The following is a 23308-nucleotide window of genomic DNA, read 5'->3' on the forward strand; positions in this document are numbered from 1 at the left end:
TTTTGACCAGTATTAATTTAATTATGATTCAATTTGAAACAGGTTTATTGAAGAGTAGAAACTAGAAAGAAAGCTAAACTTTAGCCAATAAAAAGCCCCGCAAATTGCTCTGTGGGGCGTTTTGTAAAACTTTTAGCCGTGTTTAATTAAAGTATTTACTTGAGCATTTCTTGCAGGCGGATAACTTGAGCGCGATAGCCTGTAGCAAACATATCGTGGCTATTAATATTAATCCGCACAGCAGGTTTGGATTCGCCATAACGATGTTCAACTAAAATTGACTGCACTTTGCCTGTGGTGTCATCCATTTTAAGGTTACCGTAGCCACCACCTAACCCGAACAAGCCTGCAGAAGCAAAATAGCTCATCATGCTGTCTTTGTCTTGTTGATACTTAACAATAGAGGTGACTGGAGAATAGCCTTCATAACCCAGCTCATCTTTACCGTATTCCCACACTTGTTGCACCGTTAGGTTTTGCTCATCAATTTTGTATTCGACTGAGCGAGAATACTTTTCGCTAGCAAACATTGGTTGACCTAAATGACGGCCATCACCATTATCAAAAACGGTTAAGGTACCTTTTTCAGGCACTAAATACGCAGTGTGTGAGGTGTAAGAGAAATCAAAGTCAGTGCCGCGACAAAGGCCTTTTTCATTACAGTTTAGCTTGTTACCTTTATTATCTACTGGTGTTAGCAGTTTATCGGTAAACTTTTCAGACCAGCCTTGTGATGGGCTTAAAATCCATTTCACTTGCTTGTCACGACCAATTTTAATTACGGCGGATTGGTGACGTGAACTGATGATAATACTGTCGTCAGTGGCATCATAGTCAATGGAGTTTACATGGATCCAATTACGGCCTGTTTCGACACCATGGATGTCGCCATAAGGAGCATTTTGTAAGTCTTCTAAGGTTGTTTGGTGTCCAGCTTGTGCTGCATTGATATTAAGGCATACAGCGCCAGCATCCAGCGACAACAAGGCGTCATCGCGCATAGGATCTAAAATGCTATTTAAGTCCCAGTAATCAACAAGTTTTCCTGTAGTATCGACTTCGATAATTTGGTCACGGATGGTGTTAACTAACTTACCATCTGGGCGGCGATAATCTTTGGCAGCTGCGCGAATAAAGATATTGCCGTTTGCGCCTTCAATACCTTCATGTGATGCATCAATAAAATTACCGGGCAGGCTATGCTCAGAAATCATTCTGCCCATCAGAGACATCTTTTTCCAGCCTTGGCCTTGCACCCAAACCATGTTGCCATCTTCGGTGACGTTCATCCCCATGGCGTAACCCGCATTATCAAAAGATTTTGAATCGTGGGTGGTGTAAGGGTTTAAATACCAGCGGATATCACCAGCAGTATCTATGATAAAAAATCCAGGCTTACCATCCCAAGAAAATGCCCCCGGTGCATCAGGGTTATTATGGGCAAGCTGGCCAGTTTTACCGTCCGGATTCGTCCAGTTTAGAAAATATAGGCGGTCTGTAAAGTCGGCATCAACATGCTTAACTTCGACAAGGGGCGCTTTAGCCCATTGGCTTTCTGAAAAGCCCATGTCGATGTCAGGGGTTAGCATTTGGTAATCATGGCTATGTTGCTTGCCATTTTCTGTCCAATTAACCGTGAAGTGATTCATGAGAGCAGGGTATAGGCCAAAAATCGGGACGCCACCTTCACTCATTACGCGCATATCATCAACTTGATAGTGAATGCTTACACCTGTGTCGTCTTTGGCATGAACAGTTACTTCAACATTTGAAATTGTGTGGCCATCTAAAGTGACTAATGCTGTTAGTGGTGCGTTTTCATAAGGGTTATGAACTAGGTAGCCTAAAGGTGCATCAGGTATCGGAAAGGGTTTCATTCCAAGTGGATCTGCACTAACCATAGGGATTGATACACTAAGGCTTACTGCCAATATGGTGTAAATGAGTGGCTTAATCATCAGTATTCTCTGTTGAAACAATTGCGATGAGTATAATCGTTATCTTTTTTTATTATTGTTGCTTAGCTAACAAAGAACTGACTATATTTCTGATTTTTAAGAAGAGTCACGAATATGAAATATCTGTCAAAATTCGGGAACTTTTTGAATGTTTAACTTAAATAATCAGATGTTATCTTTAGGCAAGGCAGCTATCAGATGTATGCTTTCAGGATACAAAAATAGCCCGTCATCAATAATCTGCACTAAATAAAGTTAGGCGATATAACGATGATACGAGCTATTCAAGAGAAGCTGAGTCAGGTTGAATATTAACTCATGCTTTGTTTTACTTTTATTCGTCTTCTGCAGGTGGGACGTAACCTTCAATTTCTACGTCTTTACCTTCAAATAAAAAGTTAACCATTTGCTCTTCAAGAAATTTTCGGTCATCAACATTCATCATGTTGAGTTTATTTTCATTAATTAGCATGGTTTGCTTTTTCTGCCAAAGTCCCCAAGCTTCTTTACTAATAGTATCAAAAATTCGCTTGCCAACTTCACCTGGGTAAAGTTGAAAATCTAAACCTGGTGCTTCTTTATTTAAATATGCGCAATTAACATTACGAGCCATGATGTTTCCTTAACGGGACCCTAAATAGGATCTGCTGCTGAAAGTGCGACTAAGTGAGATAAAATCCGCTCGGTTGCTGCGGCTAATCCGACTTTAGCTGGATGATGTATGTTATACCAGAGAGTCTGGTTTTGTTCCATTACACTGGTTTCAAATTCTGCTAAATCTTGTGTTGATTCAATATCAATCAACATTGGCTGAATGTCTAAGTGGAAATGGCTGAAGGTATGCCTAAAGCCTGCGAGCCATTCAGTTTCTGTGTGTGTTATTTTCTTATCGTTAAACTCTGATGAAACATGGGCATGTAGCTCAGCTTCAGTTTCAAACTGAGGGAAACACCAAAGCCCGCCCCAAATGCCCGCTGGTGGTCGTTTATTTAATACAACTTGACCATCTTGTTTGACGACTAACATCCAAGCAGACTTTGTTGGAATAGTCTTTTTAGGTTTTTTACCAGGGAATTCAGATTGTCTGCCAGCAAGTTGCGCTTTACAGTCAATAGCAACGGGGCATTCATCGCAACGTGGTTTACTGCGAGTGCAAACGGCAGAGCCGATATCCATCATTGCCTGGTTAAACTTGCGGACATTGGCTTTTGGCGTTAGGGAATCAGTTAGTGTCCATAACTTTTGCTCAACAAGTTTCTGCCCCGGCCAGCCTTCAATTGCATCATGTCTTGCAAGCACTCGCTTAACGTTGCCATCTAATATGGAATGATGTTGTCCAAGTGCTAGTGACAGTATTGCGCCAGCAGTTGAACGGCCAATACCTGGTAATGCAATCACTTCATCTAAAGATTCAGGAAATTGTCCCTTATGTTGCTCACACACTGCTTTGGCTGCTTTATGTAGGTTTCTGGCGCGGGCGTAATAACCTAGCCCAGTCCAATGGTGCAGAACATCATCTTCACTCGCATTTGCTAAGACTTCGATGGATGGAAAGCTTGCCATGAATTTTTCATAATAAGGGATGACGGTTGCTACTTGTGTTTGTTGCAGCATGATCTCAGAAACCCATACTCTATATGGGGTTTTATTCATTTGCCAAGGTAATGTTTTGCGGCCATGAACATCGTACCAAGCGACGATACGCTCGGAAAAGGAGTTAACTTTTTTCATTGGCGCAGTGTATATGGCAAGGGGGGGATTAACAAGTCAGCTATATTGTGGCTGCGCTATTTACGTTTAAGAATTACATGCTAAATAAATGGATAATTTAATCTGATTTAAAACAGGTATTGAGTTAAATACATTCATCTTGGAGTAAAAAAAGTAAATATGCGCAACAAACTTTACTTCAAGTTGTGTTAACTACTTTAGTCAGGCTGAATTTGCGATATACTTACCGACTATTTTATGAATTTGAAGTGAAACATTGGGTCACTTTTATAAAGCACCCAATTGATGAGGCAAACATGAGCGACGTGACTACCGCTGAATTTAACGAAGATGGTAAATATATTCGTAAGATTAGAAGCTTTGTATTGAGAGAAGGACGCCTAACAAAAGGCCAAGCTCAAGCAATTGAATCATACTGGCCAACGATGGGATTAGATTACACTCCTGAGGCGATTAATCTTACTGAAGTATTTAATCGTGAGGCTGACACTGTATTAGAAATCGGCTTTGGTATGGGCGCTTCATTAGTTGAAATGGCGCAAGCTGCCCCAGAATTAAATTATATTGGTATTGAAGTTCATAAGCCGGGTGTTGGTGCTTGTCTTGTTGATGCAGGTAAAGCGGAAGTGACTAACCTACGTGTTTATCACCATGATGCAATGGAAGTGCTTGAAAACAGCATTGCAGATGGTTCACTGAGTCGTGTGCAATTGTTCTTCCCAGATCCATGGCATAAAAAGCGTCATCATAAACGTCGTATCGTCCAAGCTGAATTTGCTGAACTTATTCGTCGTAAGCTTAAAATTGGTGGTGTTTTCCATATGGCAACAGACTGGGAAAACTACAGTGAACATATGCTTGAAGTGATGTCTGGTGCAGAAGGTTATAAAAACCAATCTGAAACCAATACAGTGGTTGAACGCCCTGAACATCGCCCATTAACAAAATTTGAAGCACGTGGTCACCGTTTAGGCCATGGCGTTTGGGATTTAATGTTTGAAAGAGTAAGCTAAGATAGTTTACTGTTGATTTTACATAATAATTTTTAAACGATAATACAAACTAGGATATAAACATGGCTAAGAATCGTACTCGCCGTTTACGTAAAAAATTACGCGTTGATGAGTTCCAAGAACTTGGTTTTGATGTGGTCTGGACTTTTGAAGAGTCAATCTCTGAAGAAGACATTGATAAAACTGTTGATGAGTTTATCGATCAAGTTATCGAGCCTCGTAACTTAGGTTTCCACGGTGGTGGCCACAAAATGTGGGAAGGCATCATTGCTACACAGCAAATTGGTAAATGTACCGAAGAAGATGTTGCTGCTGTTAAAGCATTTTGGGAAGCAAAGAAAGTTTCTGAACTTGAAGTCAGTGCATTATATGACATCTGGTGGGGCTAATTCAGCCAATGCCTGAGCAGATATTGCTTGAAGAAGTGGTCGACAAAGTTCGGCCACTTATTGGTTCTGGGAAGGTCGCAAACTACATTCCAGCACTTGGAAATGTCGATCCTAATAAAATTGCGATTGCTGTTACTACCGCTGATGGTCAAACCATGGGCGCTGGTGATTACCTAGAGCCATTTTCAATTCAAAGTATTTCTAAGGTTTTCAGCCTTACGCTAGCGCTTAGCCTATATAGTGATGACGAAATTTGGAGCAGAGTGGGCAAAGAACCATCTGGTCAGTCTTTTAACTCGCTAGTTCAAGTTGAGTTAGAGCGCGGTATTCCTCGTAATCCCTTTATCAATGCTGGCGCGTTAGTGATTGCTGATCTAATTCAGGCAAGGCAAAGTGCGCCTAAGCACCGCATGCTTGAAGAGGTTAGAAAACTCAGTGGTAATTCACATATATGTTTTGACAAAAATGTGGCGAATTCAGAGTTTAAATTTAGTGCCAGAAACGCATCCATTGCATACCTGATGAAATCATTTGGTAATTTTAATGGCAATGTCGATACGGTATTAAAAAGCTATTTTCACTACTGCTCGTTGAAGATGAATTGCGCTGATTTATCAAAGGCAATGTTCTATTTAGCTAATCGTGGTAAGACACTGCAAAATGAGCAATTAATCACGCCAGTTCAAACCAGACAGTTGAATGCATTATTGGCTACTTCTGGCTTATATGATGGTGCTGGTGAGTTTGCTTATCGAGTTGGTATGCCAGGAAAAAGTGGAGTAGGTGGCGGTATTATTGCGGTAATACCAGGTGATATGTCTATTTGTGTGTGGTCTCCTGAGCTAGACCAAAATGGCAACTCTTTGGCTGGTACTCGTATGCTTGAGTATTTATCACAGTCTTTAGGTCGTTCGATTTTTTAACCGCTTGCTTTATTAGTAGCCCAGCAAGTTTCTAATGTGAGCAACTAACGTAAGCAACTCAGTTAGTCGTTCAGTCTCTCCAGTTTTTAAACTCTTCTTTTCAGAATATTACCAATGAGTGAAATACACCACTTTGTTGTTTATTTCACTCATAGTCGGTTAACTTTTTAATTTTATACTGTTCTCTATTTAGGATTAATCCTACTTATTTACTGAAATAAAAGGCTTTTTCATTGTTGGCGCGATCTGTGCTTTATCTAGTGTAAGTTTTACAAAGAACACAATTGATAACCAAATTAAAAATTCAGTCTATACATTAATGACTGGCTTTATTAACAGCTAAGGAAGAGCTAATGAAAACTCAAACTAATTTCACCAGCGGATTGATTAAAGGTATTGCTTTGTCAGGGCTTATTTTTACAGCAGGTGCTATGTCACCTGCTATGGCAAAGCTGTCTATCGATGATGAAGAATGTAATGTCACTTTAAACTATGACGTAACCGTCGAACCCAAAAAACTGCTTATTAGCGAAAAGGGCGAAGAGTTATATCGAGTTGAGATGGGCGAGCTGTATGTTGAAGGTAGTAAGATCAAATTAGACAGTAAGCAAAGCAAACTGTTAAACGACTATTCAGAAGAGTTATCTCAACAAGTTCCAGAAATTATTGACCTAGTAAATGAAGTGGTGGTGCTTGCCACTGACGCCGTTAGTTTAGCCTTAACTCCAATCTTTGGTGACGCAACAGGCGCCAAGTTAGATGAATTACTAACAGGTATTCAATCTCGAGTAGATGAAGCGGCTTATCAGCAAGGCGACAAGTTTTATTTAGGTGCTACTGAGTCTTCAATTGAAGACGCATTTAATGAAGACTTTGAAAAAGAAATGGAAGCGATGATAGCTAATTCGATGGGCAGTTTCATGATGGCAATTGGCGCTGAAATGATGTCATCAGAAGGTGGAAGTTTCGAAGAGAAGATTGAAGCATTTTCTACCAAAATGGAAAAAGTAGGTGAAGATATTGAGCTTCAAATTGCCGACCAATCGCAAGCTATTGAAGAAAAGGCCGAAAAAATCTGTGCTGACTTTGAGGAGCTTATGGTTCTAGAATCTGAAGTTCGTCAGTCAATCCCTGAGCTTTCTTCGTTCGAATTAGCAACACTTGATAACCGTTACGAATAAGTGGTCTTAGTAAATTTAGTTGAATTGAGCTCAATGATTGTTTTTGAGTCTAAAGCTAACAGGTAATGGTATTAGTTTAGTAAAAGTAACCCCCTATTTATTATTACTAAACTCATTATCTCGATTGTTCAATTTCTAGCATTGTCAAAATGCACCTGACCTTCCCCTGTATCTATATGCAGGGGCTTTTTCGTTTTTAATGCCCTTAAAATCCTAATTCAACTGTATTTATGAATAACTAATGATTTGTTCTGATAAAAAAATTGTATATTATAAATATAGAGCCATTTGTGATTTTTTTGGTATACTCCATAAAATTATAAAACTGCATAGCTAATTTGATTAACTTATTGTTTTAGTTTTGATTGGTTATACAGGATAACGGACTATCACAATTTAATTTCTTTTTTGGTAAATAGTGCATTCATTTTTGCACCGTTATATCGCTTAAATCTTGTTCGGTTTTGTTTCGAGGAGGTTACAGTGATTGGCATTCCAAAAACTATTTTTAATGTCGTAAACAGCTTAAGGCGACTCCCATGTTAGAACTGTTAGAACCTATTGCTATTTTTACTCATGTTGCCCGCGCAGGAAGTTTTAGCGCCGCAGCCAGAAGATTGAGTATATCTAAGTCGAAAGTAAGTACTCAGGTCGCTGATCTTGAACATAAACTTGGGGTTCAACTTATTCAACGTACTACGCGTAGTTTGAGTCTGACAGAAGCAGGTAACTTGCTTTATATTCAAGGTGAAGAGTTGCTTCGCGATGCTGAACAAGCTGTCGCAAGTGTTCATAACTTAAATGATGCCACTCGCGGTGTATTGAAAGTGGGTATTTCCCAGTCTTTCGGTACTATGCACATCATTCCAGCTTTACCTGAGTTTATGGCTAAGCACCCTGAACTTGAGCTACAAGTAAGCTTACTTGATCATAAAGTTGATGTAGTAAGTGAAGGCTTAGATTTATTATTAACTATGTCTGAGCAATTGCCTCTAGGCATGGTGGCTCGTCCATTGATGAAGTGTCAATTTTTACTTGCGGCATCGCCTGAATATATTGCCCAAAATGGCACTATTTCACGTCCTGAGCAGCTAGTAGATCATAACTGTCTTGTGTATCAAGGCGAATGGCATGAACACAGCATGTGGCAGTTTAAGAAAGGCGAAGACTACTGCGAAATTGGTGTATCAGGTAACTTCCGTGTCGATAATGCACCAGCGCTGAAATCAGCAGCTGTTAGTGGACTGGGTATTGCGTATCTAGCCAGTTACTTGATGGAAGATGAAATCGAACAAGGAACTTTAGTTCCCTTGTTGCCGGATTGGCAGTTAACCAATAACTTGCCGCTTCAAGCGGTTTACCCTCGCCGTAAGCATCTTGCACCCAAAGTGAGTTCGTTCATTGACTTCATTAAAGGGCATATTGGTAGTACTCCATATTGGGATACTAAATATGACCATTTATACAAATTGCGTAAATAATTACCACTGTATGTCGTTAAATACGTAAGAATATATGGAAACATTGTTCAAATTTTAAAACAAAACCGCATTTATATATGCGGTTTTTTTATTTGTTTAATTAATACAAAGGGTTAATTGTTTGTGGTTGAAAATTGTTCAGGCTGAGTTTGTCTTAGAATAAAAACAATCAATGAAATGCATCTTGAACTATGTTCTGAAATCAATACAATAGATTTCAGTTGATTCGGAATGGTTTGAGTCACGCATCTTGTTGAGAAATGACCCCTTTTCATCAAAATGTGCAAACCAGCAACTTCGCAAATTTTGAATCACTGCTGGCAACGGTTTTAAAACTAGAACAATGCCGGCTTTGAAACCATCATCCTAGTTTATATTGGTTTACCCCAGACACTGTTCTGGGGTTATTTTTATCTCAAATAAAAAACCGCCGTATCGAATTGTTTGTTGATTTCAGATCTTTGCTTATGGACTATGGCTTAAATTGCAATGGTTCCAATTTAGTTTTTCCCCCTCTATTCCTACCCAGAATATACGTTTGATATGAACGATATCTGCTTATGTTTTGTTAGTGCCACGATGACAATTAGCATTGGCGAACACCTTTAAGTAGATACAAAAAAGCCACTGGTTACAGTGGCTTTTTTAATCTTAGAGATATGAAATCACTTAACAGCTATAAATTAACTGGGATAACTTAATTTTGATTATTTAGTCGCGTTAACCCATTCAGTGACTTTATCCTCTAAAACATCTAAAGGCAGTGGGCCGTTTTCTAATATAAGCGTGTGGAACTGGCGAATATCAAACTTATCACCTAATTGCTTTTTAGCATCTTCACGTAATTCTAGAATCTTAATCATACCGACTTTATAAGCGGTTGCTTGACCTGGCATGACAATATGACGCTCAACCATTTTCACAGCGTCAGATTCAGCATTTGGGGTATTATCAACGTAGTATTGAATACCTTGCTCACGGGTCCACTTTTCAGAATGAATACCAGTATCAACTACTAAGCGACAAGCGCGCCATAACTCCATCGCTAAACGACCAAAGTCAGAGTAAGGATCGGCATACAAGCCCATCTCTTTAGGGAAGTATTCAGTGTATAAGCCCCAACCTTCAATATAAGCGGTATAGCCGCCATATTTACGGAACTTAGGAATACCTTCAAGCTCTTGTGCAATGGCAATTTGCATATGATGACCCGGAATACCCTCATGGTATGCTAACGCTTCCATTTGGTATGTAGGCATGGCTTTCATGTCATAAAGGTTAGCGTAGTAAGTACCAGGGCGTGATCCATCAGGTGCAGGGGCATCGTAGAACGCTTTACCAGCTGACTTTTCACGGAATGCTTCGACTTGTTTAACAATAAGCTGCGCTTTTGGCTTGATGTTGAATACTTCATCAAGACGAGACTCCATGTTGTCAATTAAGTCTTTGGCTTCAGTCATATATCGAGTTTTACCTGCATCAGTTGCAGGGTAGTAAAACTGCTCGTCATCACGCATAAATGCCATGAATTCTTGTAAATTACCTTCAAACTTCACTTTCTTCATGATGTCACGCATTTCATCATGAATACGTGCCACTTCTGATAGACCTAATTTGTGAATAGTTTCGGAGCTCATGTCCGTTGTGGTGACACGGCTTAAACGCATGTTAAAGAAATCATCACCTTCTGGTAATTTCCATACACCGTCACGGGTATCGGCTTTTTTCTCAAGCTCGTTTAGGTAAGCGATTAGATCGTTATATGCTGGTTGTACGCTGTTGATTAATGCTTTTTTTGCATCAGCAAGAAGTTCATCTTTCTTTGCTTGTGGGGCATCTAACGCAGCGACTTTTTTATTGATATCGGCCCAAAGAGTGCTTTTTTCTTCAGTGTCACTAAAAGGTGCGCCGGTGATGATATTTTGGCTGTCAGATATGACATAAGGGAACACAAACTTAGGTGCAATAATACCTTTATCAGCGCGCAGTTTTAATCCATCTACAAGTTGCTTACTGGCAAGCTTAACGCCATTTAAACGACTAATGTAAGCTTCTGCATCACTAACACTCGAAACTTGGTGTTGGTTAATTAAGAATGTCGCAATAAAAGTATGGCTACCGTACATTTGATTTACTGGATAAGTGTGGTGACGCCATTTGTCATCAGCAATATCTTGTTCTAAACCTTGCTTCATTAGCTTGTAGCTTAATGCGGTTTGCACATCTAACTTACTAACATCAATAGATTCAAGTTGCTTTAGGTGCTTCTTAGCGCGTGCTAAATCTTCATCTTCAGCTTTTTCACTAAAGTCACCCCATTTGTCGTAATCAGTTTTGATACGCATGTAGGTTTGCGAAATTGGGCTTGCCATAACATTTTCCATGAAAATGTTCTCAAATAATTCATTGGCTTTTTCTGATTCAGTGGTGGCTTTTTGACTTGCTTCAGTTGTGGTTTCTGTCATTTGTCCATGTGAACTATGAGCGATAACAGAAGTTGATAATAAGCTTGATAACGCTACGGCTATTAATGTCGTTTTAGTTTTTAGTCGCATACTTGATTCCGTTTGCAGGGTGAAATTAAAAATCTTGTTAAAAATATTGATTGATATCCTAATAGAGCGAGATAAAAAAAGGTAAAGTGAAATGTTAGCAATTGTGTATTAATTGTTGCTGAAGCGAAGGGCAAAGCTAGTCAGTAAAAGCTAATTGATTACTTGTAACGGAATGCGCTGATCTTTAGGTAATAAAAAGCCACGACTCAGATAGAGTAATGGCTTAAATATAACTGTTAAAAGAGCGTGGCTCTTAAGGATTAGAATAGGAGTAAATATTCCTAGTCAATCATTACTCGATGAACTGAGACAATAAATCATTGACGAACATGTGGCCTTTTGATGTTAACTGCCAGTGGTTCTCTGACTCAGTCAACAAGCCTCTTGAGATAGATTTTTTCATTCCTTCAGCTAGTACATCAGCTGATAAACCTGTGCGCTGCTCAAACTCAGCTTTTGGAATTGGCGTCATGAGACGTAAACGATTCATTAAATATTCAAGCGCTCGGTCTTCAGGTAATACCTCAGAGGTTTCAAAGGTGTAATCTTGAGTATTTAAGTAACCTTTAGGGTGCTTAATCTTAACTGTTCGCGTTATGACATTTTGTTCTGGTTGAGTAATTTTTCCGTGAGCACCGCAGCCAATGCCCAAGTAATCACCGAATTGCCAATAATTGAGGTTATGACGACATTGAAACCCAGGTTTTGCATACGCTGATATCTCATATTGCTCATAGCCCAATGCCGCTAATTTTTTTTGCCCTTGTTCATAAATATGCCAAAGGTTTTCATCGTCAGGTAATTGTGGCGGTTTTGAGTGAAAAAGCGTATTGGGCTCAATAGTGAGTTGATACCAAGACATGTGCGGCGGCATTAATTCCGCAGCGGTATCGATATCAGCCATTGCTTCATCGAAGCTTTGATTTGGTAGTCCATGCATTAAGTCTAAATTAAAGCTGTTATAACCTGCCTTTGAAGCGCTATTGGCGGCTGTAACAGCTTCATTCTCGTCATGGATACGCCCAAGTAGATTGAGTTTATCTTTTGAGAAACTTTGCACTCCAATGGATAAACGAGTCACCCCCGCAGCTTGGTAAGCTGCAAAGTCGTCATGCTCTAACGTTCCAGGATTAGCCTCCATGGTGATTTCAATATCTTGTTCAAACCCAATCGTATCTCTTGCGCCATCAAGAATTCGCTTTATTTGTTTGGCTTCAAATAGAGAAGGGGTTCCACCACCAATGAAAATACTGTGTAATTTGCGATTTTGAACATAAGCCAAGTCATTATGTAAATCTTGCAGTAAGGCTTCGACATATTGCTCTTGAGGCAGCTCGCCTTGCTGTCCATGAGAGTTAAAATCACAATATGGACATTTTTGAACACACCAAGGTATGTGAATATAAAGACTAAGGGGTGGCAGGGTTAACATAGTGACTAAATAATCCCTTTTGCTTTTAAAGCATCAGCTAACAAGTTAAGCGCTAAACCACGATGGCTTAACTGATTTTTTTGCTCACTGCTAAGTTCTGCAGCTGAGCAATTAAAGCCCTGTGGAATGAATACGGGGTCGTAACCGTGGCCTTGCTCACCCTGTGGCGTTGTACCAATTTTACCTTCCCAAGCTGCTTGGCACACAATAGGAGTCGGATCTTTTGCATGGCGCATATAAACCAATACACATTGAAAACGAGCACTGCGATTAGTTTGTCCTTCAAGAGCGTTAAGCAGTTTAAGGTAACGGTCTTTCTCACTAGCGTCTTCACCGCCATAACGAGCAGAGTAAATACCTGGTGCACCTTGAAGCGCATCGACTTCTAAACCTGAGTCATCAGCTATAGCTGCTTTACCAGTAATTTCAGCTGTATGCCTTGCCTTGATAATCGCATTTTCTATAAATGTAGTGCCAGTTTCAGCCACTTCAGGCACATTGAATTGGTTTTGCGGTAATACTTGAATATTAAATTGTGACAACATTTGGTCGAACTCTTTAAGCTTACCTTTGTTACCGCTGGCTAATACAATTTGTTGCATGGGAATACCTTAGTGGATGAAAAATGGTACTTGAAAATTTGGCTAATGATACCTAAGCGATAAGATGATAGATAGCATCAATAGGCGATAATCGGTGATGGTTTATGAACTGCTAAAAATAAAGCCAAATCTTAATAGAATTGGCTTTATAGCATATTTTATTCGGCGCGGTTATTACTATTCCACATAGAATTTTTGCTTAAATTTAAGCGAGGTATTGAGTTGATTTCCGTGTTTAACCGCGATGTTGAAGTTAATCTCTTGGTCATCTCGATAGGGGACTTGTGCAATATAGTAAATTGCTTTGCCTTCTCGAATCTCTTTAAAATCTAAGGTAATTCTTGCATCAAGTAAGTTGTTCGCCACCCCTGAGATTTCAATCGCTACAGGCGGGTTACCTTCTTTACTTGTATCTAATACTGCAATATTTACGATGCCATTATAATTGCTTCGTTCAATACCGTAGGTTTTGGCAATGCTAGGCGTAATAAACGTGCTGCTCAATGCCATGTAATGGATATCAAAATTGCCCACTTGCTGTTTTTGCTCTGCTTGAGCTGTACTTGTTAGTCCAAATGAAAGTCCTACAACAAGTAACAAATTTAAAATGATAGTGCGAAACATAATCAGGATCCTTGATCGACTCTTGCAAGAGGTGATTCACTAATGGAGTGTAGGGTTAAGTATAGGGAATTTTAATCAAACTCACCTTAATTTTATACAAAACTAAACAAGTTTAATGAGTTAACTTTGAATTCTCTAGTTTACAGTAATTAGTATACAGCTAATGGGTTTACAGTAATTGATTTACAGTAAGCGGGACACTTCAGTAGGAATGTGTTTAGGCATGGATATTTTGACTTGTTTATGACGTCCTTGCATGCCTTTTAAGATAACAACATCCGCGTTAGTGACTTTAAATGCTTTTGATAAATATTTAACTAAGAGGCTATTAGCTTTGCCATCGACTGGCGGTGCGGTAATGGCTATTTTAAACTCGTCACCATGCATGCCAAAAATCTTATCTCGGCTGCTTAGGGCCTGTTGAATCTTTCAAGGTTGTTTTTGCAGCGAATTGTTGGCCAGTTTATCAAGGCAGAGGCTTTGTAATGTAGTCATACTACATAAATAGCCGACAACGTAGTATAAAATGGTCAACAAACTCTGCCCGGAGGGTTAGGCCAAAAGCGTTTTACTCATTGTTGAGCGAACTTTGCTTAGGTGACTAGGCTGCCATTCACTCGCCTCGATTAAATCGCTTTTGTCTCAAACAAAAATCTTACCTGCAAAGATAAACAGACACTAGGCTGGATATATAAATTCAGCAACAGATCGTTCTGCTGCTGAATGATACCGCTCATTCTGGTAAATCCCAGTACTGAGGGTTAAACCGCACTCCAAAATGGAATGTACTGAGCAAATAAGATGTTGATGAAGTTCATTGCAATTAATACCAGCATTACTGATAAATCTAGGCCACCCATTGGCGGTAAAATCTTACGTACCGGACGTAAAAATGGCTCGGTTAACTGATCCATTACCATCACAATTGGGTTGTGCCCTTGATTAAACCAGCTGAGTAATGCGCGGATGATTAACACCCAAAACAGCAGTACACCCGCTTCTTTAAGTACTGATACCAGTGACAAGATGATTAACGAAACCGCATCTAGTTTAAAGTCTACGATTAACGTTAAAGCAAGGAATTTAACCATGACCACAATGATTGCAAGCACAATTGATGCAGTATCAATCACACCTATTGACGGCAATACACGGCGCATTGGCGCAATGATTGGTTGTGTTGCTTTTACTACAAACTGGCTAAATGGGTTGTAGAAGTCAGCCCTAGCGAGTTGAAGCCAAAAACGTAAAATTACCACCATAAGGTACAGGTCAAATATCGTGGTAACGAGAAAGTGCATTGCATTCATTATTAAGTGCCTTGTTTGGTTGGTGCGTAAAACATGTCATTAATTATGACAGTGTCGCTGAATCAGTATAGTTTTAAAATGTTTTTGCCATTTCTTCTGCTCGTTTTATGCAGTTCGTCATTGCTTGGTCAACTAACCCACGTAAATCGCCTTCTTCAAGAGTCTCAACTGCGCGAGCAGTGGTGCCACCTTTAGACATAACATTGGTACGTAACTTTTCTAATGATAGCTGAGGATTTTGCACGACCATTTGCGCAGCACCTAATGCAGCTTGTTGTGCTAAAGCTCGAGCCGTTTGCTCATCAAGCCCTGTTTTAATGCCGTGTTGGATCATTGACTCTATAAACAAGAAGAAATAAGCAGGTGAGCTGCCAGCTAACGCGATAACTTGATTAAGCTCGTCTTCAGTTTTTACCCAAACAACTTCGCCACCAGTTTTCATGAGGGTTTCACAAATTAGTTTATGCTCAGCTGAAATTGAATCGTCAGCAAATAATCCAGTCATACCCACACCAATTTGAGTCGGTGTATTTGGCATAGTGCGAATAAGTTTAATTGGCTGCTTAAAGTAATCTTGATAACGAGCTGCAGGAATGCCTGCAGCGATAGTAACTAATAACTTATTGGATAAATCTAAATGACTTAGTTGCTCACACACCATTTGCATGAGCTGCGGTTTTACGCTGAGTACTATCACGTCTGCATCATCTGCTGCGGCTACATTGTCATGAGAAACTTGAATGCCAAAATCTGCTTTGAGTGCATCTAACTTGCCGACACTCGGATTCGTTGCGTGAACTTTATCGGCAGGGTACCCATTGGTCACTAAACCGCTAATGATAGCTCGCGGCATGTTGCCTGCACCGATAAAACATACTTTTGCTTGAGTCATAAGGTTAAATCACTTTTAATTTTATGTACTCGTTGAGTACGTGTAGGAGTTATTATTAAAGGTTATATTTGGGCTTTTATGGCTCATTACAAGGCTGGCATTATAAATTATCCTTCATGAATAACAGCTTAAAAACCTAGCCAGTATTTGATAAAAGAGCGTAAGCCTGAGTGAAAGAATATGAGTAACTCAGGCTTTAAAATCTTAAGCTCTTGAACCAAAAATTCCCGTACCAATTCTTACCATGGTTGAACCGTGTTCAATAGCAATAGCTAAGTCGCTGCTCATGCCCATCGAGAGTGTGTCTACACTAGGGTATTGCAGTTTAAGTTCAAGGTATAAGTTTTCAAGTTGAGCAAATTCTCGGCTTTGTAAGTTTACATCTTCAGTTGCGGTTGGAATGGCCATTAAGCCGCGCAAGGTAAGATGAGGTAACTCAGCAATTATTTGTGCAAGTTTATTGACCTCTTCAGGGCTTACGCCTGATTTACTGGCTTCGTTACTGATGTTGACTTGAATACAAACCTTTAAAGGGGACTTATCTTTAGGTCGTTGCTCATTCAGTCGCTTAGCAATTTTGTCACGGCTAAGGGTATGCATCCAATCAAAGTGTTCAGCAATAATACGTGATTTGTTAGATTGTAATGGTCCGATAAAATGCCATTCAATATCATTGTAATCCTGCTTCAGCGCAATGACTTTCTCTTCACCTTCTTGCACATAATTCTCTCCAAAACAGCGCTGACCCGCTTGATAGGCTTCGATGATATCGCTGATGGGTTTAGTTTTACTTACTGCAAGTAAAGTGACTTCTTCACTGTTACGTGAACAATTTTGCGCCGCTTGTGCAATTTGGCTCTGGGCGATTGATATTCGGTCTGCTATTGTTGTCATATTGTTTTTATTTGTTTAAATGGATGTCATTGACCATGGAAATAACTGAGTTACTTGCCTTTAGTGTAAAGCACAATGCCTCGGATCTACATCTTTCAGCAGGCGTTTCGCCAATGATCCGTGTAGATGGTGAAGTAAGAAAAATTAATTTACCAGCATTAGATCATCAGGCCGTACACGGTTTAGTGTATGACATCATGAACGATAAACAGCGTAAAGACTTCGAAGAACACTTAGAAATCGATTTCTCGTTCGAAGTACCTAACCTTGCTCGTTTCCGTGTGAATGCTTTCAATCAGTCACGTGGTGCTGGTGCGGTTTTCCGTACGATTCCTAGTGAGATTTTATCATTAGAGCAACTTGGCGCTCCAGAAATCTTTAAAACTATCTCAAGTTTCCCGCGTGGCCTTGTGTTGGTAACAGGTCCTACTGGCTCGGGTAAGTCGACAACACTAGCTGCGATGGTTGATTACATCAATAACGAGCGACACGACCATATTCTAACCATTGAAGACCCGATAGAATTCGTGCATCAAAATAAACAATGTTTGGTTAACCAACGTGAAGTACATAAGCATACTCATGGGTTTGATGCGGCGCTTCGAAGCGCGCTTCGTGAAGATCCCGATGTTATTCTTGTCGGTGAGATGCGTGACCTTGAAACCATTCGATTAGCAATGACAGCTGCAGAAACGGGTCACTTAGTATTTGGTACTTTGCATACCACCTCAGCGGCAAAAACCGTCGACCGTATTGTAGATGTATTCCCAGCAGGTGAGAAAGACATGGTGCGCACCATGTTATCTGAATCATTACAGGCTGTTATTTCACAAACCTTAATCAAAAAAGTGGGCGGCGGCCGAGTTGCAGCCCATGAAATCATGATGGGAACCCCGGCAATTCGTAACCTTATTCGTGAAGATAAAGTCGCGCAAATGTATTCAGCTATTCAAACGGGTATGGCTCATGGTATGCAAACACTTGAGCAATGCTTACAGAACTTAGTGAATCGTGGCTTAATCACTCGTGACGATGCAATGTCTAAGAGTTCAAATAAGCAAGCTAACTTTTAAGGGGTAATTGAATGGATGTACGTCCTTTTTTAAAGGTCATGGTTGACCGTAAAGCCTCTGATTTATTTGTTACAGCGGGCTTTCCGCCGAGTGCAAAAATTGATGGTGAATTAAGACCGCTTTCTGAGTCTAGCTTTAACCCTGAACAGTCGTTAGATTTTGTTGAATCGCTAATGACTGATGTTCAAAAACAAGAGTTTCATGACACTCGAGAATGTAATTTTGCATTTGCAGCAAAAGAGTTAGGCCGTTTTCGTGTCAGTGCCTTTTGGCAGCGTGAATCTCCTGGTTGCGTAATGCGTCGTATTGAAACCAAAATTCCTGAAGTAGAAGATTTAAAACTACCTCCAATTTTGAAAGATTTGGTGATGAGTAAGCGCGGTCTTATTATCATGGTCGGTGGTACGGGTACGGGTAAATCTACATCATTGGCATCTTTAGTCGGTTATCGTAATGCGCACGCGCGTGGGCATATTTTAACCATTGAAGACCCTGTGGAATTTGTTCATAACCACCGTAAAAGCATTATTACTCAGCGCGAAGTTGGTATTGATACCGACTCATTTGATGCGGCACTTAAAAGCTCGCTGCGTCAAGCGCCAGATGTTATTTTGATTGGTGAGATTCGAACTCAAGAGACCATGGAGTTTGCGTTATCTTTTGCTGAAACTGGTCATTTATGTATGGCAACACTTCATGCTAACAACGCTAACCAAGCATTAGATCGTATTATGCATTTAGTACCTGAAAGTAAACATAACCAGTTATTATTTGATTTGTCACTTAACTTACGCGGTATTGTCGCGCAGCAATTAGTGCCTAAATCCGATGGTTCAGGTCGTCGTGCGGCGATTGAAGTACTCATTAATACCCCTCGTGTAGCCAGCTTAATAGCGAAAAATGAATTGCACTTACTCAAAGAAACGATGAGTAAATCACGCGAACAAGGCATGCAGACCTTTGATCAAGCATTATTAGATTTATATTTGGAAAAAGAAATTACCTATGCAGATGCATTGCATCATGCTGATTCTCCGAATGACTTACGTCTAATGATTAAGCTTCAAAATAATGAAACCAGTGGTTCAGGTTTAATGGATGGCGTGACATTAGATTTAGGCTAATTGGGTTTGTAAATTAGTAAGCTGAAAGATTTAAAAAAACCAAAGTGGCAGCACTTTGGTTTTTTTTATGCTTGTGCATTAAATAATCTTTACTCAAGTTTTTCGTGACTTATCTGAAATTTACTCTAGATAAGAAGTGTATATTAATCAGCCCTTTGAACCGCTAACCGTGATGAATTCACTAGCATTAGTCACGCTATTGACGTGTTAGTTTGTCGCGTAAATTCGTGTTGTTTTCAGCGAAAATTCCATTTTGATTGGCTGCGATTGAATATCTTAAATTTGCATCTCACTTATTCATATTTAAACCGAGTGAGATTAAATAGAAAAACGAATCGATTATTTACATAATTGATGATCTGCTTTTATTAGAACAACGTATAATCAGTTTAATAACTTAAGTGACAAAAACACAATAACTCGATACTCATTTAACATGAATTAAGTCGAAAGGAATCAATATGAAAAAGCTTCTACTAACTGCTGGATTACTTACTTTAAGTAACGCTCTATTGCCGTCAACAGCTATCGCAAATAGCTGCCCTGATTACCTCAATGTAGAAGCAAGAAAACTACATTCAGACGAAGTAGTAGACTTGTGTGAAGTCACTAATGGTAAGCCCGTACTGATTGTTAACACTGCGAGTAATTGTGGTTTTACACCACAATTTGAAGCGTTAGAAGCATTGCACAAAGAATATGAAGATGATCTAGTGGTGATTGGTTTTCCATCAGATGATTTCTTTCAAGAAGAAGATGACGAAGCGAAAACCGCTGATGTTTGTTTTGTTAATTACGGGGTGACTTTTACTATGGTGTCAACATCTGCGGTTCGTGGCAGTGATGTTAACTCTGTATTTGCGTACTTAGGCGATAAAACAGCAGCCCCGAAATGGAACTTTTACAAGTACTTAGTCAGTGCAGATGGTGAAAGTGTGCAGCAATTCAACTCTCGAGTAAAACCGGATAGCGAAGAACTGAAAAAAGCGATAGAGTCTGTGCTATAAATTATCCATCGTTCATAAAACTAATTGTTTACAATCTAATCACTTAGGCAGTGGCTTAATATTTGTGATAAAAGCCAATGATAGTTTTAGCGCGTGACAGACTTTAAGATTGGAGTGAGTTTGTATTCTCATTCGATGATTAAACTTTTCGGAGACAGTTTTGTATAAATTTTCTGGTTTAAGTAAAGAAGACGGCCATAAGACACGCGGTAAAACAGGCGTGTTATTAATGAACTTAGGTACCCCTGATGAGCCAACACCTTCTGCAGTAAGACGATATTTGGCTGAGTTCTTGGCTGACCCTAGGGTTGTTGAAATTCCGAAGCTAGTTTGGATGTGTATTCTTCATGGCATCATCTTGCGTGTTCGACCAGCGAAATCAGCTGCCTTATACAAAGAAGTATGGACTAAAGATGGTTCACCATTAATGGATATCAGCTTGCGTCAACAAAGCAAGTTGGCAACGTTATTTGCTGAAAATGACGTAGACGCATCTGTTCATTTAGCAATGCGTTATGGCAATCCATCAACGCCCTCAGTGCTGCAAGCAATGCACAAGGATGGCATAGATAGAATCGTTGTTTTGCCTTTGTATCCTCAATACGCAGCGCCAACGACAGCATCTGCCTTTGATGCAATAGCAAAAGAGTTGTGTAAGTGGCGTTACATTCCAGCACTGCATTTTATTAATACCTATCATGACGATCCTACATTCATCGATGCATTAGCCCAATCAATTCAGGCTGACTTTGATGCTAATGGTAAACCTGAAAAACTGGTTTTGTCATACCATGGTATGCCAGAGCGTAACTTACACTTGGGCGACCCATATTATTGTTTCTGTGTTAAAACCACGCGATTAGTGGTTGAGAAACTCGGTTTAGATGAAAAAGAATACGTGATGACATTCCAATCTCGTTTTGGTAAAGCTAAATGGTTGCAGCCGTATACTGATGCCACTATGGAAGCGTTACCAGGTGAGGGTATTAATGATATCGCCGTCATTTGTCCCGCGTTTAGTGCAGATTGCCTAGAAACACTGGAAGAAATTAAAGGTGAGAACCGAGAAGTGTTTGAACAAGCTGGTGGCAAGAAGTTTCGCTATATTGAGTGCTTGAACGATAATGATGCTCATATCAATATGATGGCAAATTTAGTTAAACCTTATTTATAAGGTCTATTGCTCGGATAGCAATAGTTTGGCGAGTAAAAGTTCAGCTAGCAAAAGCTAGCCAATAAAAAAGGAGTCTCAAGGACTCCTTTTTTATACTCAAAACTTAATATATTGGCCAATTTAATCAGCAAATTGATTTTCGAAATAGCTTTCGATAATTAACACAGCTGACACCGCATCCACTTGGCCTTTAGTGAGTTTCTTATAACCACCTAGCTCGAAAAGTCGAGCTTTTGCATCTGTGGTCGTCAGTCTCTCATCTTGGGTTGCGACTTTAACCCCAAAGCGGCCACTTATACGATTCGCGAACTTTCTGGCTCGTTGAGTCATTTCTTGCTCTGTACCATCCATATTAAGCGGAAGACCAACGACGACCAGATCGGGTTGCCATTCTTTTATTACAGCTTCGATTTCATCCCAATTAGGAATACCATCATTGGCTTTAATTGCTGAAACTGGCGCGGCGCTGGCAGTAACTTCTTGTCCAACTGCGACACCAATACTTTTTGTGCCAAAATCAAACCCTAAAACGGTTTTGGATTGCATTAATTTTTACCTTAAAAGCCTTCATAAAAGGCATTTGGATATGACTTAGTTAACGTGAACATTATCTTTTTAGACACTTACAACTGAAGTGACAAAGGTCAACTAAAAGTGAATCGTATCAATAGTGACTAACTCGACAAAAACTAGCTTTAAAAAGACTAGCTTAAAAAGAGCTGGGCAGTAATAACGAGATCAGGAATGACCGACTTGGGAAGAAATTTGCCAAATATCAAACCCTAGCCTTTTGGTCGCTTCAGTCCAGAGTTCATCAATATCTTGGCCAAATAATAACTCAGATGTAGCGGGTATCGTTAACCAGGTATTATCAGCTAATTCTTGTTCAAGTTGATCTTTACTCCAACCCGAGTAACCCAGTGCTACCACAAACTGTTTTGGTGATTCTTTGGTTCCTAATGAGTTAAGCACGTCACGAGAAGTGGTTAGCATACAAAAGTCACTTATAGACTCACTATTAACCCATTGCTCTTGCGGTGTGTGCAGCACAAAACCGCGGTCAGTATCTACTGGGCCGCCAAGTAACACTGGGCCTTCAAGGTCTAAACTTAATTCAGACTCATTGGTTAAGCCAATTTGATCAAGTAACTCGTCAATAACAATATTGGTCGCACGGTTGATCATAACGCCCATAGCGCCTTTATCGTTATGTTCACAGATATAGATAACAGAACGCTCAAAGAAGGTATCTTCTAATGAGGGCATAGCAATTAATAAATGACCTTGTAAGCTATCCATAATAAATCCTTGTGCTAATACGTAAATTGGATGCTGTTAATAGCAAGGTATACGTTTGATGCATCAATAAAGTGCAGATTATCCGCCAGCGAGCTTTACGGTATATTTTTGTTTTTCTAAAAGTACTTTAATCTTTTCTCTATCATCTGTTTGAACTTCAATGTCGAAGTCTTTTACTGTTCCGCCGCAGCCGCATTGTTTTTTAAGCTTTTGCGCAAGGGCTTTTAGTTCCTTAGGGGCTAAGCCTAAGCCTTTTATCACACTGACGCCTTTGCCTTTTCGGCCTTTACTGTCTTTGTGAATCCTGACGATACCATCACCTTCAGGGATGACTGCTTCAGCTTTAGGCTGGTCAATTTTACCGCCATCGGTGCTATAAACTAAGGATATATTCGGATCAATTCTCATAAAACAACAAAGTAAGAAAGTGTTATCAATAGTCTAGCAAACTAAATCACAGCGCTAAAGGCTGATAATGGCTAACTTATAAGGCGATGAATTGAAAAGACATCATTACTGGGTAATACATAGTAAAAAAGCTGAGCTAACTTCTAATAGTGAGACACATTTTGTTTATATTATCAGTTGATGATTAAGACTTACCTAGGTAAGCTGAATATTAATCGAGATAGAATCATTAAATAGT

23 protein-coding genes are annotated in these 23308 nt (G+C 39.7%); 9 read left to right on the forward strand and 14 right to left on the reverse strand.

Features of this window, described 5'->3' with window-relative positions:
* Positions 1-155: 155 nt before the first annotated feature.
* The 3 genes from QPX86_RS06830 to mutY form a co-directional block, all read right to left on the reverse strand.
* On the reverse strand, positions 156-1958 hold the full coding sequence (locus tag QPX86_RS06830) for an aryl-sulfate sulfotransferase (RefSeq protein ID WP_285164708.1): 1803 nt from the start codon (positions 1956-1958) through the stop codon (positions 156-158).
* A gap of 334 nt (positions 1959-2292) precedes the next feature.
* Positions 2293-2571, reverse strand: coding sequence for an oxidative damage protection protein (locus QPX86_RS06835; protein WP_220753543.1), 279 nt, complete (start codon positions 2569-2571; stop codon positions 2293-2295).
* A gap of 20 nt (positions 2572-2591) precedes the next feature.
* Complete coding sequence (gene mutY / locus QPX86_RS06840; protein WP_285164709.1) at positions 2592-3689, reverse strand: A/G-specific adenine glycosylase; 1098 nt, start codon at positions 3687-3689, stop codon at positions 2592-2594.
* Between the two features lie 296 nt (positions 3690-3985).
* Between mutY and trmB the strand changes: the two genes are divergently transcribed.
* The 5 genes from trmB (at position 3986) to QPX86_RS06865 (ending at position 8676) form a co-directional block, all read left to right on the forward strand.
* Positions 3986-4702, forward strand: coding sequence for a tRNA (guanosine(46)-N7)-methyltransferase TrmB (trmB, locus tag QPX86_RS06845; protein ID WP_220753541.1), 717 nt, complete (start codon positions 3986-3988; stop codon positions 4700-4702).
* A 62-nt stretch (positions 4703-4764) separates the two neighbouring features.
* Entirely contained in the window at positions 4765-5091 is a 327-nt protein-coding gene (locus tag QPX86_RS06850; protein ID WP_220753540.1) for a 50S ribosome-binding protein YggL, read from the forward strand.
* An 8-nt stretch (positions 5092-5099) separates the two neighbouring features.
* Positions 5100-6014: a glutaminase B gene (glsB, locus tag QPX86_RS06855; protein WP_220753539.1), complete on the forward strand. Its 915-nt coding sequence runs from the start codon at positions 5100-5102 to the stop codon at positions 6012-6014.
* A 353-nt stretch (positions 6015-6367) separates the two neighbouring features.
* On the forward strand, positions 6368-7195 hold the full coding sequence (locus QPX86_RS06860; protein ID WP_285164710.1) for a YggN family protein: 828 nt from the start codon (positions 6368-6370) through the stop codon (positions 7193-7195).
* A 539-nt stretch (positions 7196-7734) separates the two neighbouring features.
* Positions 7735-8676, forward strand: coding sequence for a LysR family transcriptional regulator (locus QPX86_RS06865; RefSeq protein WP_220753537.1), 942 nt, complete (start codon positions 7735-7737; stop codon positions 8674-8676).
* A 707-nt stretch (positions 8677-9383) separates the two neighbouring features.
* On the opposite strand, the gene QPX86_RS06870 is transcribed toward QPX86_RS06865, so the two are convergent.
* From QPX86_RS06870 to QPX86_RS06905, 8 genes are all read right to left on the reverse strand, one after another.
* A complete protein-coding gene (locus QPX86_RS06870; protein ID WP_285164711.1) occupies positions 9384-11231 on the reverse strand; it encodes a DUF885 domain-containing protein in 1848 nt (615 codons plus the stop codon).
* A 292-nt stretch (positions 11232-11523) separates the two neighbouring features.
* Positions 11524-12663, reverse strand: a complete 1140-nt coding sequence (gene hemW, locus QPX86_RS06875; protein WP_285164712.1) for a radical SAM family heme chaperone HemW — start codon at positions 12661-12663, stop codon at positions 11524-11526.
* 5 nt (positions 12664-12668) lie between these two features.
* The gene (gene rdgB, locus QPX86_RS06880) at positions 12669-13265 is read right to left on the reverse strand and encodes an RdgB/HAM1 family non-canonical purine NTP pyrophosphatase (protein WP_285164713.1); all 597 of its coding nucleotides are present in this window, start codon (positions 13263-13265) and stop codon (positions 12669-12671) included.
* Positions 13266-13442: 177 nt separating this feature from the next.
* Positions 13443-13889, reverse strand: coding sequence for a DUF4426 domain-containing protein (locus QPX86_RS06885; RefSeq protein WP_285164714.1), 447 nt, complete (start codon positions 13887-13889; stop codon positions 13443-13445).
* 183 nt (positions 13890-14072) lie between these two features.
* Complete coding sequence (locus tag QPX86_RS06890) at positions 14073-14315, reverse strand: DUF167 family protein (protein ID WP_285165146.1); 243 nt, start codon at positions 14313-14315, stop codon at positions 14073-14075.
* A gap of 335 nt (positions 14316-14650) precedes the next feature.
* A complete protein-coding gene (locus tag QPX86_RS06895) occupies positions 14651-15199 on the reverse strand; it encodes a YggT family protein (RefSeq protein WP_285164715.1) in 549 nt (182 codons plus the stop codon).
* Positions 15200-15272: 73 nt separating this feature from the next.
* A complete protein-coding gene (gene proC / locus QPX86_RS06900; RefSeq protein ID WP_285164716.1) occupies positions 15273-16091 on the reverse strand; it encodes a pyrroline-5-carboxylate reductase in 819 nt (272 codons plus the stop codon).
* A 204-nt stretch (positions 16092-16295) separates the two neighbouring features.
* Entirely contained in the window at positions 16296-16985 is a 690-nt protein-coding gene (locus QPX86_RS06905) for a YggS family pyridoxal phosphate-dependent enzyme (RefSeq protein WP_285164717.1), read from the reverse strand.
* A 35-nt stretch (positions 16986-17020) separates the two neighbouring features.
* Between QPX86_RS06905 and QPX86_RS06910 the strand changes: the two genes are divergently transcribed.
* The 4 genes from QPX86_RS06910 (at position 17021) to hemH (ending at position 21363) form a co-directional block, all read left to right on the forward strand.
* Positions 17021-18058, forward strand: a complete 1038-nt coding sequence (locus tag QPX86_RS06910; RefSeq protein WP_220753529.1) for a type IV pilus twitching motility protein PilT — start codon at positions 17021-17023, stop codon at positions 18056-18058.
* A gap of 11 nt (positions 18059-18069) precedes the next feature.
* The gene (locus QPX86_RS06915) at positions 18070-19182 is read left to right on the forward strand and encodes a PilT/PilU family type 4a pilus ATPase (protein WP_220753528.1); all 1113 of its coding nucleotides are present in this window, start codon (positions 18070-18072) and stop codon (positions 19180-19182) included.
* A gap of 461 nt (positions 19183-19643) precedes the next feature.
* A complete protein-coding gene (locus QPX86_RS06920) occupies positions 19644-20189 on the forward strand; it encodes a glutathione peroxidase (RefSeq protein ID WP_285164718.1) in 546 nt (181 codons plus the stop codon).
* Between the two features lie 160 nt (positions 20190-20349).
* Entirely contained in the window at positions 20350-21363 is a 1014-nt protein-coding gene (hemH, locus tag QPX86_RS06925) for a ferrochelatase (protein ID WP_285164719.1), read from the forward strand.
* Between the two features lie 120 nt (positions 21364-21483).
* On the opposite strand, the gene ruvX is transcribed toward hemH, so the two are convergent.
* From ruvX to yciH, 3 genes are all read right to left on the reverse strand, one after another.
* Positions 21484-21909: a Holliday junction resolvase RuvX gene (ruvX, locus tag QPX86_RS06930; protein WP_285164720.1), complete on the reverse strand. Its 426-nt coding sequence runs from the start codon at positions 21907-21909 to the stop codon at positions 21484-21486.
* 192 nt (positions 21910-22101) lie between these two features.
* Positions 22102-22662 (reverse strand): YqgE/AlgH family protein, encoded by a 561-nt coding sequence (locus tag QPX86_RS06935; RefSeq protein WP_220753524.1) that lies wholly within the window; start codon positions 22660-22662, stop codon positions 22102-22104.
* Positions 22663-22740: 78 nt separating this feature from the next.
* Positions 22741-23070, reverse strand: a complete 330-nt coding sequence (gene yciH, locus QPX86_RS06940) for a stress response translation initiation inhibitor YciH (protein WP_285164721.1) — start codon at positions 23068-23070, stop codon at positions 22741-22743.
* Positions 23071-23308: the final 238 nt, after the last annotated feature.

Origin of the sequence: Shewanella goraebulensis (genome assembly GCF_030252245.1) — a bacterium.
In the GTDB taxonomy this organism is placed as follows: Bacteria; Pseudomonadota; Gammaproteobacteria; order Enterobacterales; family Shewanellaceae; genus Shewanella; species Shewanella goraebulensis.

Coding starts and splice junctions, on each gene's coding strand:
- QPX86_RS06860 (WP_285164710.1), top strand. CDS start 6,368: ATGAAAACTCAAACTAATTTCACCAGCGGATTGATTAAAGGTATTGCT.
- QPX86_RS06835 (WP_220753543.1), bottom strand. CDS start 2,571: ATGGCTCGTAATGTTAATTGCGCATATTTAAATAAAGAAGCACCAGGT.
- trmB (WP_220753541.1), top strand. CDS start 3,986: ATGAGCGACGTGACTACCGCTGAATTTAACGAAGATGGTAAATATATT.
- ruvX (WP_285164720.1), bottom strand. CDS start 21,909: ATGCAATCCAAAACCGTTTTAGGGTTTGATTTTGGCACAAAAAGTATT.
- proC (WP_285164716.1), bottom strand. CDS start 16,091: ATGACTCAAGCAAAAGTATGTTTTATCGGTGCAGGCAACATGCCGCGA.
- yciH (WP_285164721.1), bottom strand. CDS start 23,070: ATGAGAATTGATCCGAATATATCCTTAGTTTATAGCACCGATGGCGGT.
- glsB (WP_220753539.1), top strand. CDS start 5,100: ATGCCTGAGCAGATATTGCTTGAAGAAGTGGTCGACAAAGTTCGGCCA.
- QPX86_RS06920 (WP_285164718.1), top strand. CDS start 19,644: ATGAAAAAGCTTCTACTAACTGCTGGATTACTTACTTTAAGTAACGCT.
- hemW (WP_285164712.1), bottom strand. CDS start 12,663: ATGTTAACCCTGCCACCCCTTAGTCTTTATATTCACATACCTTGGTGT.
- QPX86_RS06830 (WP_285164708.1), bottom strand. CDS start 1,958: ATGATTAAGCCACTCATTTACACCATATTGGCAGTAAGCCTTAGTGTA.
- QPX86_RS06870 (WP_285164711.1), bottom strand. CDS start 11,231: ATGCGACTAAAAACTAAAACGACATTAATAGCCGTAGCGTTATCAAGC.
- QPX86_RS06910 (WP_220753529.1), top strand. CDS start 17,021: ATGGAAATAACTGAGTTACTTGCCTTTAGTGTAAAGCACAATGCCTCG.
- QPX86_RS06915 (WP_220753528.1), top strand. CDS start 18,070: ATGGATGTACGTCCTTTTTTAAAGGTCATGGTTGACCGTAAAGCCTCT.
- QPX86_RS06885 (WP_285164714.1), bottom strand. CDS start 13,889: ATGTTTCGCACTATCATTTTAAATTTGTTACTTGTTGTAGGACTTTCA.
- rdgB (WP_285164713.1), bottom strand. CDS start 13,265: ATGCAACAAATTGTATTAGCCAGCGGTAACAAAGGTAAGCTTAAAGAG.
- mutY (WP_285164709.1), bottom strand. CDS start 3,689: ATGAAAAAAGTTAACTCCTTTTCCGAGCGTATCGTCGCTTGGTACGAT.
- QPX86_RS06865 (WP_220753537.1), top strand. CDS start 7,735: ATGTTAGAACTGTTAGAACCTATTGCTATTTTTACTCATGTTGCCCGC.
- QPX86_RS06905 (WP_285164717.1), bottom strand. CDS start 16,985: ATGACAACAATAGCAGACCGAATATCAATCGCCCAGAGCCAAATTGCA.
- QPX86_RS06935 (WP_220753524.1), bottom strand. CDS start 22,662: ATGGATAGCTTACAAGGTCATTTATTAATTGCTATGCCCTCATTAGAA.
- QPX86_RS06895 (WP_285164715.1), bottom strand. CDS start 15,199: ATGAATGCAATGCACTTTCTCGTTACCACGATATTTGACCTGTACCTT.
- QPX86_RS06850 (WP_220753540.1), top strand. CDS start 4,765: ATGGCTAAGAATCGTACTCGCCGTTTACGTAAAAAATTACGCGTTGAT.